Source organism: Fenollaria sp. (genome assembly GCF_057222035.1).
In genome coordinates this window covers 65,987-81,622 of the sequence record NZ_JBXXYC010000006.1, presented here as the reverse complement: position 1 = coordinate 81,622, position 15,636 = coordinate 65,987, and the positions used below count along the sequence as shown (strand labels likewise).

Below are 15,636 nucleotides of genomic sequence, written 5' to 3'. Positions count from 1 at the left end.
AAGATATCCTCCTCCCCCTTCACTATTTGTAATATTCTAATATTTTACTACTTTGTCTTAACTTCTACTTTGTTTAATTTGTAGTAACCAAAGCAGTTCATTTCAAAACCTTCAACATTCTTAGATGTTGCTACAGTTAATTCTGACCAGTATTCAGGGATCCAAATTTGATTGTCAAGAATGTACTCTTGAGCTTTTCTGTAGATTTCGCCTCTCTTTGTTTCGTCAAGTTCTTGTCTAGCGTCATCAAGTAGTTTATCCATTTCTGGGTCTTCTAACCAGCAGTAGTTACCGCCTTCGCCCTTTGCACTTGAGTGGAAGCAAGGGAATAAGAATGCGTCTGGGTCTGGTGTATCAGAATTCCAAGCGATTTCAAACATATCTTGTTTAGCATTCTTTAATACATCGTTGAATGCAGACCATTCCATAACGTTGATAGTTACGTTGATACCAACTTCTTTAAGTTGTTCTTTGATGATAGTTGCCATGTCAACACGTTGTTTTCTTTCGTTAGTAGAGATAGTTGTATCAAAGCCGTTAGGATATCCTGCTTCAGCAAGAAGTGCCTTAGCCTTTTCAACATCTCTTGCTCTAGCCTTAGTTTCTCCACCGATAGAATATTTTAATGATGGTGGCATTGAGTTAGATGCAGTTTTTCCTAGACCTAACCAAACCTTTGGAATTAAGTCGTCCATATCGATAGCGTATGCTACAGCTTGACGAACCTTTGGATTGTCGAAAGGTGCCTTTTGAGTGTTGAATCCTAGGTAAGTTGTACCATAGTCAGCTGATTTTAACATAACAAGATTTTCATCTTTTTCAACTTTTTCAACATCAAGTGGTTGTAGTTCATAAATGATATCTGCTCCACCAGTTTGAAGTTCAACTAGTCTGTTAGTTGGTTCAGGGATGATCTTGTATTCAACCTTAGCCATCTTAGCTTTTTCTCCGTAATAGTCTTCGTTTCTGCTTAACTTAATAGCGTTAGCTTTAGACCACTCGTCAAGTTTGAATGGACCTGTACCGCAAACCTTATCAGTAGAAGTACCGTAGCTGTCTCCAGCTGCTTCAACTTCTTTTTGGCAAAGGATTGCTCCACCTGGATGCATTAAAGATGCAATGATACCAGGATAAGGGAACTTAAGATTGAATCTTACAGTGTAATCATCGTCAGCCTTGATAGAGTCTTCATCGATAGTGTTAAACAAGTGTTTAACGTTAGGTGCTTCGCACGCACGCTTCAATGAGAATACAACGTCTGAAGCCTTCATTTCGTCTCCGTTGTGGAATTTAACTCCTTTTCTTAAATGGAAAACATATTCAGTTTCAGAAACCTTATCATAGCTTTCAGCTAGTAAAGGAACTTCTTCTGCCTTATCATTTAGTTCGAATAGACCTTCATAAATTTGAACTAATACTTTTGATGATGCGTTATCATTAGTTCCCATTGGATCTAGAGATATAGCATCTGAGTCGTTAGCGATTACAAGTGTGTCCTTGTCGCCTTTCTTTTCTCCAGTTGATTTGTTGCCACCACCGCAGCCAGTAAGTACTGTCATAACAAGCGCTAGTGCCAAGATAAGTGAAATAAACTTCTTCATAAAAACCTCCTTGCATTTCTGCGTGTGCTTAAGACCTAAGTGGTCCTAGCTATAGTCTAAGAGCCCCGTATGTATGGTATAAATGCTATGTTCTTGCTAATCGGAATCGGTCTACTAATTCTTCATGAGCTCGTGTTAACATCGATATGCTCTACCTAATTAAAGCTCTTTTATATATTATACCACTACTTATTTAAGATTACAAGTATTTTGATCAAAATACTACTTTACACGTAAAACTTTTTTCGGAAATAGAAATAATTAATACTTATGAATCATATTAATATTATAAATGTAAGCCTAATTATACTTAATAAAAAAATACAAAAAAGATGCACCCAATATTTAGGCGCATCAAAAAGGATTTGAAATGACTTTACGCAAAGCTCTTTCCGATCATATATTGCCTTGCGTAAATTAATTAAGATTTTTTGTTTTTTATTTTCAAGTGTAATGATTGTATGAAGTAATTTTCAGTCTGCATAGCAATTTTTTTCGATTAAATTATTAGATGAAATTATCTTTATTTATAAATTTAGTAAAAAAATTATCTTTTTTCTCTAATTTAATAAATGAAATCATTTGTTTCGTAAATTTTTTAGATGAAATAATCTTTATCACAAATTTATCAGATAAAATTATCTTTATCACAAATTTATCAGATAAAATTATCTTTATTCACTAGTTTTGCAGAGCAAGCGAGATGATTGAGCGATGTGGACCGACGAAGCAAGCGCAGCGTACTAATGGTACGTGAGCATTGCTGAGGAAGGAACGAGCTCAAGGGCTCGCTTGAATGCAAAACTAATTTAAAAAGTTGATAGCTTGAGAGCGCGACTTAACCCCCAACTTCTTATACAATCTATAGATGTGTGTTTTGGATGTAGATAGTGTGATGAAAAATCTGTTGGCTATTTCTTGATTACTTAGGCCTTCTTTTATACTTAGTAGGATTTGCTTTTCTCGTGAACTTAGTGTGTCGTAAATCTTCTTACGGTCCAAAAAATCCCCCAATTTTTGTTCCGTCTGTATACTGAAGTTTTTTTCTTTAGACACAACTACTACCCCTTTTCTCATATCGAGAAGCGCTTGTCTGAGACTTGCTCCACTAAGTTCTTTGTCTATGATGCCATCGAGATAAAAGTCTTTTGGCGAAATTATCATTTCTGTGTTTGGCTTGTTAGTCATAAAGAGTATTCTATAGCGCCTATCTTTAACGGCTATCATTTGTAGCTCGGGTATCTTTTTTCTTTCATTTAGTTCATCATCTACATAGATGAGAAAATCTACGCTCTTTATTGTTAAATATTCTTGAGCATCTGAAGCATCTCTAAAGCTTTCAACGACGTGCATATCGTTAAAAGCTGAAAGAGCTGCTCTTATGCCTAGGGCGTATATTTCTGAACCGCCAACTATTAATACTCTAAATGATTTAAGCGCCATAAACTATTGTTCCGTTCTTAATTACTTTATATGTGTGGTTTATACCGAAGTGATATATGAAGTAATCGATATTTTCACAGTTAAAGATGGCGATGTCGGCCTTCTTACCTACTTCAAGCGAACCTATTGATTGTGTTCTAAGTACGCTTGCTGCTGCGTTTATGGTAGCAGCATTAAATACTTCTTCTGGTGTCATTCTCATTTTGATTGAAGCTATTTGCATTGCTAATTGAATATTTTCAGATGGGCATGAGCCTGGATTGTAGTCTGTAGAGATACTTACTGGGCAGCCCTCTTCTATCATCTTTCTAGCTCTTGCGTATTTGCCTGTGTTTAGGTTAAATGCTGTCGCTGGAAGTACATTTGCTATAACCCCATTAGCTGCCATGGCCTTTATGCCTTCATCTGATGCGCCTATCAAGTGATCTGCTGAAACGCATTTTAGCTCAGCACTTAGCTCTGCTCCGCCAAAGCTAATTAGCTCATCTGCATGTATTTTAAGCTTAAATCCAGTTTTTCTCGATGCTTCAAGCACTCTTCTTGACTCGTCTATGCTGTAAACACCATCTTCACAGAAGATGTCGGCAAATTCTGCAAGACCTTTTTCCATAACTTTTGGATTATATTCATTGATAACCTTATTTATAAAGGCTTCTCTGTCGTTTTTGTACTCATCTGGCATAGCATGACATGGCATGAATGTTGATACTAAATCGATTGGATGATCTTCGTTTAATTTTTTAGCTACTTCTAATTGTTTAAGCTCTGTATCGAAGTCTTCTATACCATAGCCTGACTTTGCTTCAACAGTTGTAACACCATAGCTTAGCATTATGTCAAGCGATTTTTTTGCCTTTTCATAAAGCTCTTCGAAGCTTGCCTCTTTGGTATGTCTTTGTGTTGCGTGTATACCGCCACCTGCGTTCATTATGTCCATGTATGTTTTGCCATGAAGTTTCATGGAGAGCTCATTTTCTCTTGAGCCCCCATGAACAAGGTGTGTATGTGAGTCTACAAGGCCCGATGTAACTAGTTTGCCTGTAGCATCGATTACTGTAGATTTACTCTCATCTACTCCCATATCCTTATACTCATCCATAGTACCTAGTGCTTTTATTTTATCGTCTTCTGTTATTAAATATGCGTTTTTGATTATTTCTACTTCGCCTTGTGCTTTGCCTGCTCTAACTTTACCATGGGCCTTTGTTGCTAAAAGCGAAGAAATATTTTTAATTATGACGCTTTGCTTCATATTCATCCACCTTTGCCATTTCTTTTTCTATAATTTTGTCGTCTACTAGATAAGGAATAGTAATGTGGTCAGTGTCTTTGTGATCCTTGTTATATTGTATTGCTGTTTCGATTGAGTGGTCGTTTCTAGCCCAGCTTCTTCTAGCTACACCGCTCATAACGTCCCAAGGCATAGCTGCCTTAAGTATTGTATCTACTCTGTCTGATCCGTCTAGAACCATACCGAAGCCGCCGTTGATTGATTTACCTATACCAACGCCGCCGCCGTTATGAAGAGCTACCATGGACATACCTCTAGCGCAGTTACCTGCAAAGCATTGTGTAGCCATGTCTGCCATGATGTTTGATCCGTCTTTGATGTTTGATGTTTCTCTAAATGGTGAGTCAGTTCCTGATACGTCGTGATGGTCACGGCCTAGCATGATTGGGCCTACTTCTCCCTTTCTTACCATGTCGTTGAACTTAAGAGCAATTTTTAATCTACCGATTTCATCTTGGTAAAGTATTCTTGCTTGTGAGCCAACTACTAATTTATTCTTTTCAGCATCTCTGATCCAGATGTAGTTATCAAGGTCTTGGCCTCTTCTGTCCTTGTCAATGCATTCCATAGCTGCGTGGTCAGTCTTGATTAGGTCTTCTTCCTTATTTGATAAGCAAACCCATCTGAATGGTCCGTAACCATAGTCAAATAGCATTGGTCCCATGATATCTTCAACATAGCTTGGGAAGATGAATCCTTCTGATTCGTCAACGCCGTTCTTAGCTATCTCTTTAACGCCTGCATCGAAAACTGATTTCATGAAGGAGTTACCATAGTCAAAGAAATATGTTCCTCTATCTACTAATGTTTTGATTAATTCAAAGTGATGCTTTAATGTTTTGTCAACTAATTTACAGAAGCATTCTTTGTCTTCAGCAAGCATCTTAGTTCTTTCTTCAAATGTTAAGCCTTGTGGGCAATAGCCTCCGTCGTATTGAGCGTGGCATGATGTTTGGTCAGAAAGAAGTTCTACGTGAACGTTATTTTTAACGCAGTATTCTAGTAGGTCTACGATGTTACCATGATAAGCGATTGCTCTAGGAGTCTTAGAGTCTCTTGCTTCGTTGGCCCATTTGAATACTTGATCAAGGTCATCTGAACATTCGTCTATCCAGCCTTGTTCAAGTCTTGTATTGATTCTTGAAATATCAACTTCTGCGATGATACCAACGCCGTTGGCAATTTTAGCTGCCTTACCTTGAGCGCCACTCATTCCGCCTAAACCAGATGAAATGAAGATGTGTCCTCTTAGGTCGCCATCGTGTGGAACGCCTAATTTTAGACGAGCTGCGTTAAGAACTGTATTGTATGTGCCGTGAACTATACCTTGTGGTCCAATGTACATCCAGCCACCAGCAGTCATTTGTCCATAGTTTGCAACGCCCATAGCAACTGCTTTGTGCCAATGTTTTTGATTATCAAACTCACCTATCATTAATGAGTTTGTGATTATAACTCTTGGTGAAGTCTTATGGCTTCTGAATAAGCCTAGTGGGTGACCCGATTCCATTACAAGTGTTTGTTCATCAGTTAAATTTTCTAGATATTTTTTAACTAATCTGTATTGCATCCAGTTTTGCATAACTTGTCCTGTTTCACCGTAAGTAACAAGTTCATAAGGATATAGTGCTACGTCAAAGTCTAGGTTATTGTCAATCATTAACTGTATTGCCTTGCCTTCGATGCATTTACCCTTGTATTCATCTATAGGTTTAGCCTTGATATTGCCCTCAGGTCTGAATCTATAGCCATAAATTCTTCCTCTAGTCATAAGCTCTTCCATAAATTCAGGAGCTAGTTCAGCGTGAAGCTCTTCTGGAATATATCTAAGTGCATTCCTTAAAGCTAGCTCTATCTCATGCTTTGAAAGAGTTAAGTCTCTGACAGGTGCTCTTCTAACCTTTGGATCAATCTTGTGCATCGGTGGTAAAACCGGATCAAGTTTGATTGTCATAGCGTCTTTAAGATCAAATTTCATAATTAACCTCCCTACTTAATAACTATTTAAGTGCGCCTACAGCTTTTTCAACAGCGTTAAGAACCTTGTCATCAGCTAATAATTCTTCAGCTTTATTGATTTCAAAGTACATAACCCTATCTTTGTCAATGTAGTCTATTACTTTTCTTACTTCGTCATAAGCAGCCTTAGTTCCCTTACCAAGACCTTTATCTCCTCTTATGTCAATAGCTTGGCATGCAGCAAACATTTCCATAGCTATAACTTTTCTTGCGTTTAAATAAATTTCTCTAGCTTTTCTAGCAGCTATAGTACCCATAGATACTAAGTCTTCTTGGTTGGCAGATGATGGTATTGAGTCAACACTTGCTGGATGAGCTAGTACTTTGTTTTCGCTAACAAGAGCTGCAGCTGCGTATTGAACTATCATGTAGCCAGAGTTTACTCCGCCTTCCTTAACTAAGAAAGCTGGAAGTCCTTCTGATAATGCTGGATTTACTAGTCTTTCTAGTCTTCTTTCAGATACGTTAGCTAGTTCGCTGATACCAATGCCTAAAAAGTCAAATGGTAGAGCCATTGGTTCGCCGTGGAAATTACCAGCACTGATAACTGCTTCGTCATCTGGGAAGATGATTGGGTTGTCAGTAACAGAGTTGATTTCGATATCAACTTTGCTCTTAACATAATTTAGTGTATCCTTTGGTGCGCAGTGAATTTGCGGAACGCATCTTAGTGAGTATGCGTCTTGTACCCTTAATTCACCTTGGCGAGTAATATTTTTTGATCCTTCAAGAATCGCTCTAACATTATATGAAGTATCATACATGCCTTGGTGACGTCTAACATCAGCGATTCTTTCATCGAATGCATCGATAATTCCGCCCATAGCTTCCATTGTAAGAGATGTAGCAACATCAGCTAATTTTGAAAGCTTAATAGCATCGTATAAAGTTAATGTGCCAACAGCAGTTAAAACTTGAGTACCATTGATAAGAGCTAGACCTTCCTTGCTAGTTAATTCGATACATTCTATGCCAGCCTTGTCCATAGCTTCCTTACCAGTCATTTTCTTGCCTTCATAGAAAGCTTCGCCTAGACCAAGCATAGGTAGAACCATGTGAGCAAGAGGAGCTAAGTCACCTGATGCACCTAGTGAACCCTTTTCAGGAATACATGGTGTAACGCCTTTGTTAAGCATAGCAACAAGTGTTTCTATAGTTTCAAGTCTTGCGCCAGAATAACCCTTAGATAACGAATTAGCTCTCAATAGGATGATGGCTCTAACGATGTCTTCGTCAAAAAGCTCGCCAACGCCACATGAGTGAGACATAATTAAATTCTTTTGTAAATTTTTAGTCATATCCTTTGAGATATGTACTTCAGAGAATTTTCCAAAACCAGTTGTGATTCCGTAGATAACCCTTTCTTCTTCAACAAACTTGTCAACAAGTTTTCTTGACGCAATGATTTTTTCCTTTGCATCCTTTGAAATTTCAACCTCTGCGTGGCATCTTGCTACCTTTGCCACATCTTCAATTGTTAGATCTTTGCCATTGATTACGATCTTTTCCATAATGTCCTCCTTTTACTAAGTTAGTACTCTGATAAAGTAAAAAGGAACGCACATGGCGTTCCTTAAATCTATTTTTTATTAAAATTGTGAGTAAATAAATAATTATGTATGAATATCATACCTTTCACCTCATCCATAGATATTATACCATAGAAAATATTTATAGTCAAGGATTAAAATTTCAAATCCGAAATATTGGGTATGAATAAATAGGTGATATTATGGAATATGTAAATTTATATACAAGACAGCATGAGAATAGCCTCTACGAATTAAAAAATAAAGGCATTATACAAAATAAAAGGCTCTATGTGAGCTTACATATGAGAGACATTTCAGACTTTTTCTTAGAAAAATATGATTATTTCGTTAAGATGGCATCTAAAAGAGTTCCTAAGCCAAATGATATAAGCTACCCAATTTGGTGCAGCGTCTCAAAGAGAAACTGCTTAAAGCCAATCGAGAAAGAAGTCGTTTATGCAATCACAGTACCAAAGGACGAAGTTATTTACTTCGATGGAGCAAAGTGGGATCTAGTTTTAAACAATCAATACGTGCCACTTGATGAAGATGATGCGAAACGCTTCGAAAATTCTCTAAAAAAATGCAGCGCAGATAAAGTGTATAACTTGTTCGAGAAAAAATACAACGGTATTTTTGATGATCTAAGAGAAGAAATTGTCGCTAGCTGGGAAAGAATCTTTGAAATTACAGATAGAAGCGAATTTGTCGTTCAAGCAAATCTTTGGCAAATTAAGGAAGAATGGATTAAGCATATAATTTATCCAGGCGATGAGTTTTTTGAAATAGTAAAGGATATGAAAGAGACTTGGAAAAACTAATTTTGCGTCTATTTGGCAAATACTATAAACATGAAAAGGGTCAAGCAATAATTGCTTGACCCTTTCTTTATCTGTGAACTGTTTATTAGCTTTAATTACACTAATGCAAATACATATTCTAATATTGATCAGTATATAAGAACATAGTTCCTAAGCCTTCAATTGCTTCAGGATATATATCGAATCTGAAAGCCATTCCGTTGTTGTATCTAAACACTACAAGCACGTAATCTGCTCCATTTAAATCCTTTGTTTCAACGCTTACTTTGTAATCCTTTGAGAAAATCTCTCTACCAAATCTCTTTGCATCAGCTCTTTTTAATTCTACAAGCTCTTTTACTTTATCTTCATTAGCATCATAGTTAAGCTCTCTTAATAACTCTGCAGCCTTCTTGTAATCATTAGCGCCAAAAGCATCATGTACCTTAGTAAACTTTTCTTTTAATTCATCTTTTGATAATTTACGTATATCTTTGCTTTTATCAATAAGACCGATTATTGGAGAATAAGAAAGGCTTTCAGTTATTACTGCACCTTCTTTGCCTTCTTCTATAGCAGCTTTGATAGTATTTTTTCCACCACTAGGATAAGTGAATTCAACAACATAGCACTTTTTACCTTCTTCCATAGTGATCTTCTTTTCTATACGTGCTCCATCCATATAAAGTCTTCTTCCGTGTAATATAGACATGTTAATTAATTGAGCTTGAAAATCATCTTCCTCGTTTCCTGTAAAAGGCACATTAGCAAAATTTTTAAATTTCTCAATCCTTTGATTTATCATTGATATTAGAAAGTTAAATACTTTATTTTCTTCTTCAGAATACTTTTTATCATCAGATTTCTCATTTTTAGTTTTTTCTTCCTTCTTTTCATCTTTTTTATCATCAGTTTTTTCGTCTTTCTTTTCTTCTTTCTTTTCTTCTTCTTTTGCTTCTGCATCACTCTTTAGCATGATAACTTTGTTCTTTGCGTCATATTTAACATCAAGTCCTACTAGCGAAGCAATGTCTCTTAATTGCATATAGTTATACTCATTAATAAGAGCTGTCTTTATTTCTTTTTCTTCGCCATTAACAAGGATCTTTTTAACTGATACTATTGCTTTTGCTTTTTCATCTTTAATTTCAGCTAGGTCGCCTTCAACTTTTTCATAAGCCTTTGCTAGTTCTACTGAGATTAATTTTGTTGGCTCATCGTAGCCAACGCTGAATTGACATTTTTTAGCATTTAAAATTGCTGCTACGTCTCTTAGTTTTAAGTAGTTGAAGCCTTCTACGTCGTATGCGCCGACCATGACTTCTTCTCCGTCAAGTGTCACCTTTTTAGTGTTTTTAACTGCATCTACTGTTTTTGACTCAGCAAATGCTGTTGGGATTAATGTTACAAGCATTAATATAGCAAGTAACAATGAAATTTTCTTCTTCATAATATAATTCCTCCTTAATAGATATTATTAACTTTATTATACTACTAAAGAAATATAAAAGCAAGGCAAAAAAAGGGAGCCTTCGCTCCCAATTTTTTGATTAATTGATTAATTAATTAATTTATTTGCGTGTTGCTGCTAAAATACCAGTAGAGTTTGTTCCGATATATGCTAATTCAAAAACAGTGTTGTCGCTATATTGGAAAAATACATGTGGGTCGCCATTTTCGTCTGTCTTAAATACTGTTGTATACTCTTTTCTAAATATTTCTACTCCATTAGCATATTCTTTCATTCTTTCTTCAAATAACTTAACGCTTTCAACAGTCGCATTTATCTTAAGTTCTTTTATTTCTTTAACAGCCTTTTCATAATCTTTATTAACTATAGCATCGTAAAATTTAACTATTTGTTCACAAGCAGCATTTTTATCGTTCATATACTTTTCAGGTAATTTGTCTGCAATAGTTAGTATTACTGTATTATAAAAATAAGTATTCCAGAATTCATTTTCTTGTCCAATGTTTTGTCCTTCATATACCACAGTTGCTCCACTTTCGTAGATTAAAGTAGCTATAGCATATCTAATGCCATCTCTAATCTCAACCCTATTACTTTGGCTTGTTATTGAGCCTTGAAAAAGCTTTCTTCCTCCAAGAACACTTAATCCTAGGTTGTCCAAGTATTTTTGTTTTATTTGTTCAATATTAGGGCTATCTGCACTTGCAAAACCGAATATAACTAGAACCATATTGCTTAAGTAAGTTTTTCTACCATTGAACCATTCTTTTTCAGCTTCAGTCCACTCAGATTCAGAAACTTTATTCTTATCATCATCTACATAGTTTTCGTTGTTCTTTACAGTATTTATTAAAATAGTTTTGTTTTTAGCATCATAAGCTACTTCAAATCCAATAAGCTTTGCTAAATCTCTTAGCTGAACATAGTTGAAGCCATCAATTAAAGCTGTTTTAAGGTCCTCTGGGTCTTTTCTAACGCTAACTTTCATAACTCCCACGCTAGCCTTAGCTTTATCTTTTTTAATTTCTTGAAGATCATCGTCAGTTTTTTTGTATTCATAACCACGTGCTAAAACAATTTGTTTAGGATCTTCCGCAGCAACGCCAATGTCGAATTGATTTGCTGTTCCATTCAATAGAGCGGCAACGTCACGTAATTTGATGTAAGTATAATCCTCAACTAAGTAAGTGCCTACCTTTACTTCTTCTCCATCTAGGGCTATTCTTTGATTGTTCTTTTTCGCGTCAACAATTTTTCTCTCAGCGAATGATGTTGGGATAAATGTTACAAGCATTAAAATAGCAAGTAACAAAGAAATTTTCTTCTTCATAATATATTCCTCCTCATATAAATATTATTAAGTTCATTATACTACTTAAAAAATACAAAATCAATATACTCGTGAAATTGTTTTATATTAATTATATTTATAAAAATAAAAAGAGCAGAATCTGTAATGACTCTGCTCATAAAAATTATTCTATTTATCAACTACTAGACTAGCTAAGCCTGGATATTGTTTATTCAAATATATCATAAATTTTGCGCCATTCTTGTAAGTAAATGTATAAGCGTAATCGTCTTCGTCTTTTTCGTTTTTAAAAGTATAATCTGTAGAGAATATTTCTACTCCCAATTTTTCTGCATTTTCACATCTAAGTGCAAACATTTTCTTAACATTTTCTTCTGTAGCTTTAAAATTAAGTGCTTTTAATGCATCGCTAGCATCTTTAAAATTCTTTGCAGCTAATGCGTCGTGGAATTTTTTAATATTTTCTATTATATAATCTTGATCCTTATCAAGTATAGAAGACTTATCACCATCTACTGTTATCATAGGTAATATTAACACATTCTTTAAGAATTTAAAATCGCCATCTACTGGTTCAACGCTAAGTCTTTCTACTAAGCTTGAGCCGTTTGGATAAGTAAATTCTACAGCATAATATGGTATTCCGTCAACTTCTTCTATTCTTTTCTTGCTTGTATGCTCTTCTATATATAAATCGCTACCAAGTAATCTAGCAAAATTCTTAAGAGATATCATAGTGTCGGCTCCTGGTATTACTTGTGTAAATAAATTGCTCTTTACCATGTAGCTGTCTTTTGTATATTTAGCAAACACATCGTGTAGTTTTTCCATAGCATTTAGTTTTGCTGTTTCTAATTCATCAAAATTATCAGTTTTAATAACTTTTACATTATCATCAGATTTTTTATCTTCTTTTTTGTCTTCAACTTTTTCTTCTTTTTTATCGTCAGTTTTTTCTTCTTTTTTTTCGTCTTTTTTATCTTCTGGCTTTTCTTCTTTTTCTTCAGCATCACTCTTTAGCATGATAACTTTATTTTTTGCGTCATATTTAACGTCAAGTCCTACAAGTGAACCAAGGTCTCTTAATTGCATATAGTTATATTCATTGATAAGAGCTGTTTTTATTTCTTTTTCTTCGCCATTAACAAGGATTTTCTTAACTGAAACGATTGCTTTTGCTTTTTCGTCTTTAATTTCTGCTAGATCGCCTTCAACTTTTTCGTAGCCTTTTGCTAATTCAACTGTGATTAGCTTTGTTGGCTTATCAAAACCAACGTTGAATTGGCATTTTTTAGTATTTAAAATTGCTGCCACGTCTCTAAGTTTTAAGTAGTTGTAGCCTTCTACGTCGTATGCGCCTACCTTCACTTCTTCTCCGTCAAGTGTCACTTTTTTAGTGTTTTTAACTGCATCTACTGTTTTTGATTCAGCAAATGCTGTTGGGATTAGTGTTACAAGCATTAAAATCGCAAGTAACAATGAAATTTTCTTCTTCATAATATAATTCCTCCTTAATAGATATTGTAACTTTATTATACTACTAAAGAAATATAAAAGCAATGGAAATGGTCTTATTCCTTATAAATATTTTTAATACTAAGCTTACAAATATTTAAAAAATTTAATAATTCACTTGCTCACATTTTTATCCACACTAAAGATCGCTATTTTACACTTATTAACAAAGTTATCCACTTTATCCACAGGCATATTCTGCAAAAATAGTACTTGACAAAGCTATTTTCTTGTGATTTTAATTTTATCCACAGACTTATCAACAGTTCTCTTCACATAACAAATATATAAACATAAAAAAAAGCTCTGTTTGTGAATAAACAAAGCTTTCTTCTGTAAAATCTGTATTAAATTCTCTTAATCATCACCATCAACGAGGTCTGATGATACGTCTGGCAAACTCCACCTGTACTTCATGGACAAAAGTCTGATAACTACTGTAGTTAAGGCGCCTATAAAGAAGGCGAAATTTGCTCCAAATGGTCTCAAAACTATAAATACGACTGCGCCCAAAAGTGAGGCGACTGCGTAAATCGTGTTTTTTGTGAATATAATCGGTATTGTGTCCGAAAGCAAATCTCTCATGACACCGCCGCCGCAGCCTGTGATAACCCCTACGAAGATCAGTAAAAACGGATTGTTCATGTAGCCACGTGCAATGCCGACTGTTACTGCACTTGCTGTGAATATACCAAGTCCGATGGCGTCGAGTACTGAGGCAAATTGTGTATATTTAATCATAAATTCTCTGTCAACACCTTTTAGGCTAAGTATCTTTATCTTTTTTGACAAAAATACAATTAAAACCAAGGCTGTCACTATCGAAACGCTTGTATATGTCGTGTCTCTAAATGCCATAGGAGGCGTAATTCCAAGTGTTATGTCCCTTATGATACCTCCGCCAACCGCTGTGATTATGGCGAGAACCACTATGCCAAAGATGTCCATGCCTTTTCTGATGGCGACTAAGGTGCCAGATGATGCAAATGCAACGGTACCGACGATTTCTGCTATATAATAAAATTTTTCGTAATCCAATATATTTTCCCCCTAAGATAATTATACTACAAAATTCGTTTTTTAGCTATGGAATATTGTAAATATTTTAATCTTCAAAATATGATATAATATAGATATGAATTTATATTTAAAGATACTATTGAGGTGTAAAATGGATAACGAAGTTAAATTATTTGAGGGAAGACAAATACGTTCAGCATGGGATAATGAAAAAGAAGAGTGGTACTTTTCTATTATTGACATAGTTGGAGTTTTAACTGATAGTAAAGATCCTGGCGCTTATTGGCGTAAGCTAAAACAAAGACTAAAGGAAGAGGGAAATGAGCTCGTGACAATTTGTCACGAACTGAAAATGGAGTCGCCAAAAGATGGTAAATTTTATAAAACAGACGTCGCCGATATGCAAGGCATTTTCCGTATAATACAATCTGTTCCATCACCAAAGGCAGAGCCATTCAAAATGTGGTTAGCTGAAGTAGGTAAAGAAAGAATTGACGAAATCATTGATCCTGAATTAATGATTGATAGAGCTTTAGATACATATTTAAAAAAAGGCTATTCAAGAGAGTGGATTAACCAAAGACTTCAAGCGATACAAGTAAGAAAGGAACTTACTGACACTTGGCAAGATCACGGCATCAAGGCTGGCAAAGAATATGCAATACTAACAAATGAAATTTCTATGGCTTGGTCAGGAATGACTACTAGAGAATATAAAAATTTAAAAGGCCTAAAAAAGGAAAACCTTAGAGACAATATGTCTACTCTTGAAATAGTTCTTAATATGCCTCTGAAGCAACAACAACTGAACTTACGAAAACAAAAAATCCACAAGGTTTAGATGAGAACAAGAAAGTAGCAAAAGATGGCGGATCAATAGCTGGAAACGCAAGAAAAGAAATTGAGAAAGAAACTGGTCAACCAGTTATTACATCTAAAAATGCTATAGATTTTGCAAAATTAATTGATGATGTTTCAAATAAAATTTCGAATATTGAAGATAGTGAAAATAGAAAATAAATATATAGTCGTGACAAATTGTCAACTTTAGAAAAAAACATTTTACTAATATCATACTAATAAGGAAGAAGATAAATGAGAACATATCAAAATAAAGAAGAATTAAAATCAGTTATCAATAAAAGCTTTGAAAAATACATCGCTGAATTTGACGATATATCAGAAAATTTAAAAAATACACGTGTAGAGGAAGTGGATAGAACGCCCGCCGAGAACCTTGCCTATCAAGTCGGATGGACATCACTTCTATTAAAATGGGAGCATGATGAAAGAAATGGCATTGAAGTTAAAACTCCATCTGATAAATTCAAATGGAATGAGCTCGGCAAACTATACCAATACTTTACTGATACATATGCAAAGCTATCTCTTAGTGAACTTAAAGATATGTTAAGTGACAATGTTGGTGCCATATGTGAAATGATTGACTCATTAAGCGATGATGAATTATTTAAGCCTCATATGAGAAAGTGGGCTGATGAAGCAACAAAAACGGCTACGTGGGAAGTTTACAAGTTTATTCACGTAAATACGATCGCCCCCTTTGGCACATTTAGAACAAAAATCCGCAAGTGGAAAAAGCTTGCTTTATAAGAAATACAAAAAACATAT

Annotated in this window: 11 protein-coding genes and 1 pseudogene; 3 read left to right on the top strand and 9 right to left on the bottom strand. The window is 35.0% G+C overall.

The genetic code is table 11. From position 1 onward, the window contains the following. Window positions 1–47: 47 nt before the first annotated feature. The 5 genes from AC2UOP_RS05605 to hutH form a co-directional block, all read right to left on the bottom strand. A complete protein-coding gene (locus AC2UOP_RS05605; RefSeq protein ID WP_484832941.1) occupies window positions 48–1,601 on the bottom strand; it encodes an ABC transporter substrate-binding protein in 1,554 nt (517 codons plus the stop codon). An 804-nt stretch (window positions 1,602–2,405) separates the two neighbouring features. Then, entirely contained in the window at window positions 2,406–3,044 is a 639-nt protein-coding gene (locus AC2UOP_RS05600) for a response regulator transcription factor (protein WP_484832940.1), read from the bottom strand. Beyond that, the gene (gene hutI, locus AC2UOP_RS05595) at window positions 3,034–4,296 is read right to left on the bottom strand and encodes an imidazolonepropionase (RefSeq protein ID WP_484832939.1); all 1,263 of its coding nucleotides are present in this window, start codon (window positions 4,294–4,296) and stop codon (window positions 3,034–3,036) included. Before hutI ends, AC2UOP_RS05600 begins: the two co-directional genes overlap by 11 nt. Then, window positions 4,274–6,313: a urocanate hydratase gene (locus AC2UOP_RS05590; RefSeq protein ID WP_484832938.1), complete on the bottom strand. Its 2,040-nt coding sequence runs from the start codon at window positions 6,311–6,313 to the stop codon at window positions 4,274–4,276. Before AC2UOP_RS05590 ends, hutI begins: the two co-directional genes overlap by 23 nt. Window positions 6,314–6,335: 22 nt before the next feature. Beyond that, window positions 6,336–7,865: a histidine ammonia-lyase gene (hutH, locus tag AC2UOP_RS05585; protein ID WP_249242467.1), complete on the bottom strand. Its 1,530-nt coding sequence runs from the start codon at window positions 7,863–7,865 to the stop codon at window positions 6,336–6,338. Between the two features lie 221 nt (window positions 7,866–8,086). Between hutH and AC2UOP_RS05580 the strand changes: the two genes are divergently transcribed. Beyond that, the gene (locus AC2UOP_RS05580; RefSeq protein WP_484832937.1) at window positions 8,087–8,707 is read left to right on the top strand and encodes a DUF3841 domain-containing protein; all 621 of its coding nucleotides are present in this window, start codon (window positions 8,087–8,089) and stop codon (window positions 8,705–8,707) included. 118 nt (window positions 8,708–8,825) lie between these two features. Here the strand turns inward: AC2UOP_RS05580 and AC2UOP_RS05575 are convergent, their stop codons facing one another. The 4 genes from AC2UOP_RS05575 to AC2UOP_RS05560 form a co-directional block, all read right to left on the bottom strand. Beyond that, window positions 8,826–10,136, bottom strand: coding sequence for a hypothetical protein (locus AC2UOP_RS05575; protein WP_484832936.1), 1,311 nt, complete (start codon window positions 10,134–10,136; stop codon window positions 8,826–8,828). A 121-nt stretch (window positions 10,137–10,257) separates the two neighbouring features. Next, on the bottom strand, window positions 10,258–11,487 hold the full coding sequence (locus tag AC2UOP_RS05570) for a stalk domain-containing protein (protein ID WP_484832935.1): 1,230 nt from the start codon (window positions 11,485–11,487) through the stop codon (window positions 10,258–10,260). A 150-nt stretch (window positions 11,488–11,637) separates the two neighbouring features. After that, window positions 11,638–12,966, bottom strand: a complete 1,329-nt coding sequence (locus tag AC2UOP_RS05565; RefSeq protein ID WP_484832934.1) for a hypothetical protein — start codon at window positions 12,964–12,966, stop codon at window positions 11,638–11,640. Between the two features lie 375 nt (window positions 12,967–13,341). Further along, the gene (locus tag AC2UOP_RS05560) at window positions 13,342–14,022 is read right to left on the bottom strand and encodes a trimeric intracellular cation channel family protein (protein ID WP_484832933.1); all 681 of its coding nucleotides are present in this window, start codon (window positions 14,020–14,022) and stop codon (window positions 13,342–13,344) included. 133 nt (window positions 14,023–14,155) lie between these two features. On the opposite strand from AC2UOP_RS05560, the pseudogene AC2UOP_RS05555 reads away from it, so the two are divergent. After that, window positions 14,156–15,024, top strand: a pseudogene (locus AC2UOP_RS05555) (BRO-N domain-containing protein). A gap of 75 nt (window positions 15,025–15,099) precedes the next feature. Continuing rightward, window positions 15,100–15,618: a ClbS/DfsB family four-helix bundle protein gene (locus AC2UOP_RS05550; RefSeq protein WP_484832932.1), complete on the top strand. Its 519-nt coding sequence runs from the start codon at window positions 15,100–15,102 to the stop codon at window positions 15,616–15,618. Window positions 15,619–15,636: the final 18 nt, after the last annotated feature.

Excerpts from the sequence above, each read along its gene's own strand:
- AC2UOP_RS05570 (WP_484832935.1), bottom strand. The coding sequence starts at position 11,487 with ATGAAGAAGAAAATTTCTTTGTTACTTGCTATTTTAATGCTTGTAACA.
- hutI (WP_484832939.1), bottom strand. The coding sequence starts at position 4,296 with ATGAAGCAAAGCGTCATAATTAAAAATATTTCTTCGCTTTTAGCAACA.
- hutH (WP_249242467.1), bottom strand. The coding sequence starts at position 7,865 with ATGGAAAAGATCGTAATCAATGGCAAAGATCTAACAATTGAAGATGTG.
- AC2UOP_RS05590 (WP_484832938.1), bottom strand. The coding sequence starts at position 6,313 with ATGAAATTTGATCTTAAAGACGCTATGACAATCAAACTTGATCCGGTT.
- AC2UOP_RS05580 (WP_484832937.1), top strand. The coding sequence starts at position 8,087 with ATGGAATATGTAAATTTATATACAAGACAGCATGAGAATAGCCTCTAC.
- AC2UOP_RS05550 (WP_484832932.1), top strand. The coding sequence starts at position 15,100 with ATGAGAACATATCAAAATAAAGAAGAATTAAAATCAGTTATCAATAAA.
- AC2UOP_RS05605 (WP_484832941.1), bottom strand. The coding sequence starts at position 1,601 with ATGAAGAAGTTTATTTCACTTATCTTGGCACTAGCGCTTGTTATGACA.
- AC2UOP_RS05565 (WP_484832934.1), bottom strand. The coding sequence starts at position 12,966 with ATGAAGAAGAAAATTTCATTGTTACTTGCGATTTTAATGCTTGTAACA.
- AC2UOP_RS05575 (WP_484832936.1), bottom strand. The coding sequence starts at position 10,136 with ATGAAGAAGAAAATTTCATTGTTACTTGCTATATTAATGCTTGTAACA.
- AC2UOP_RS05600 (WP_484832940.1), bottom strand. The coding sequence starts at position 3,044 with ATGGCGCTTAAATCATTTAGAGTATTAATAGTTGGCGGTTCAGAAATA.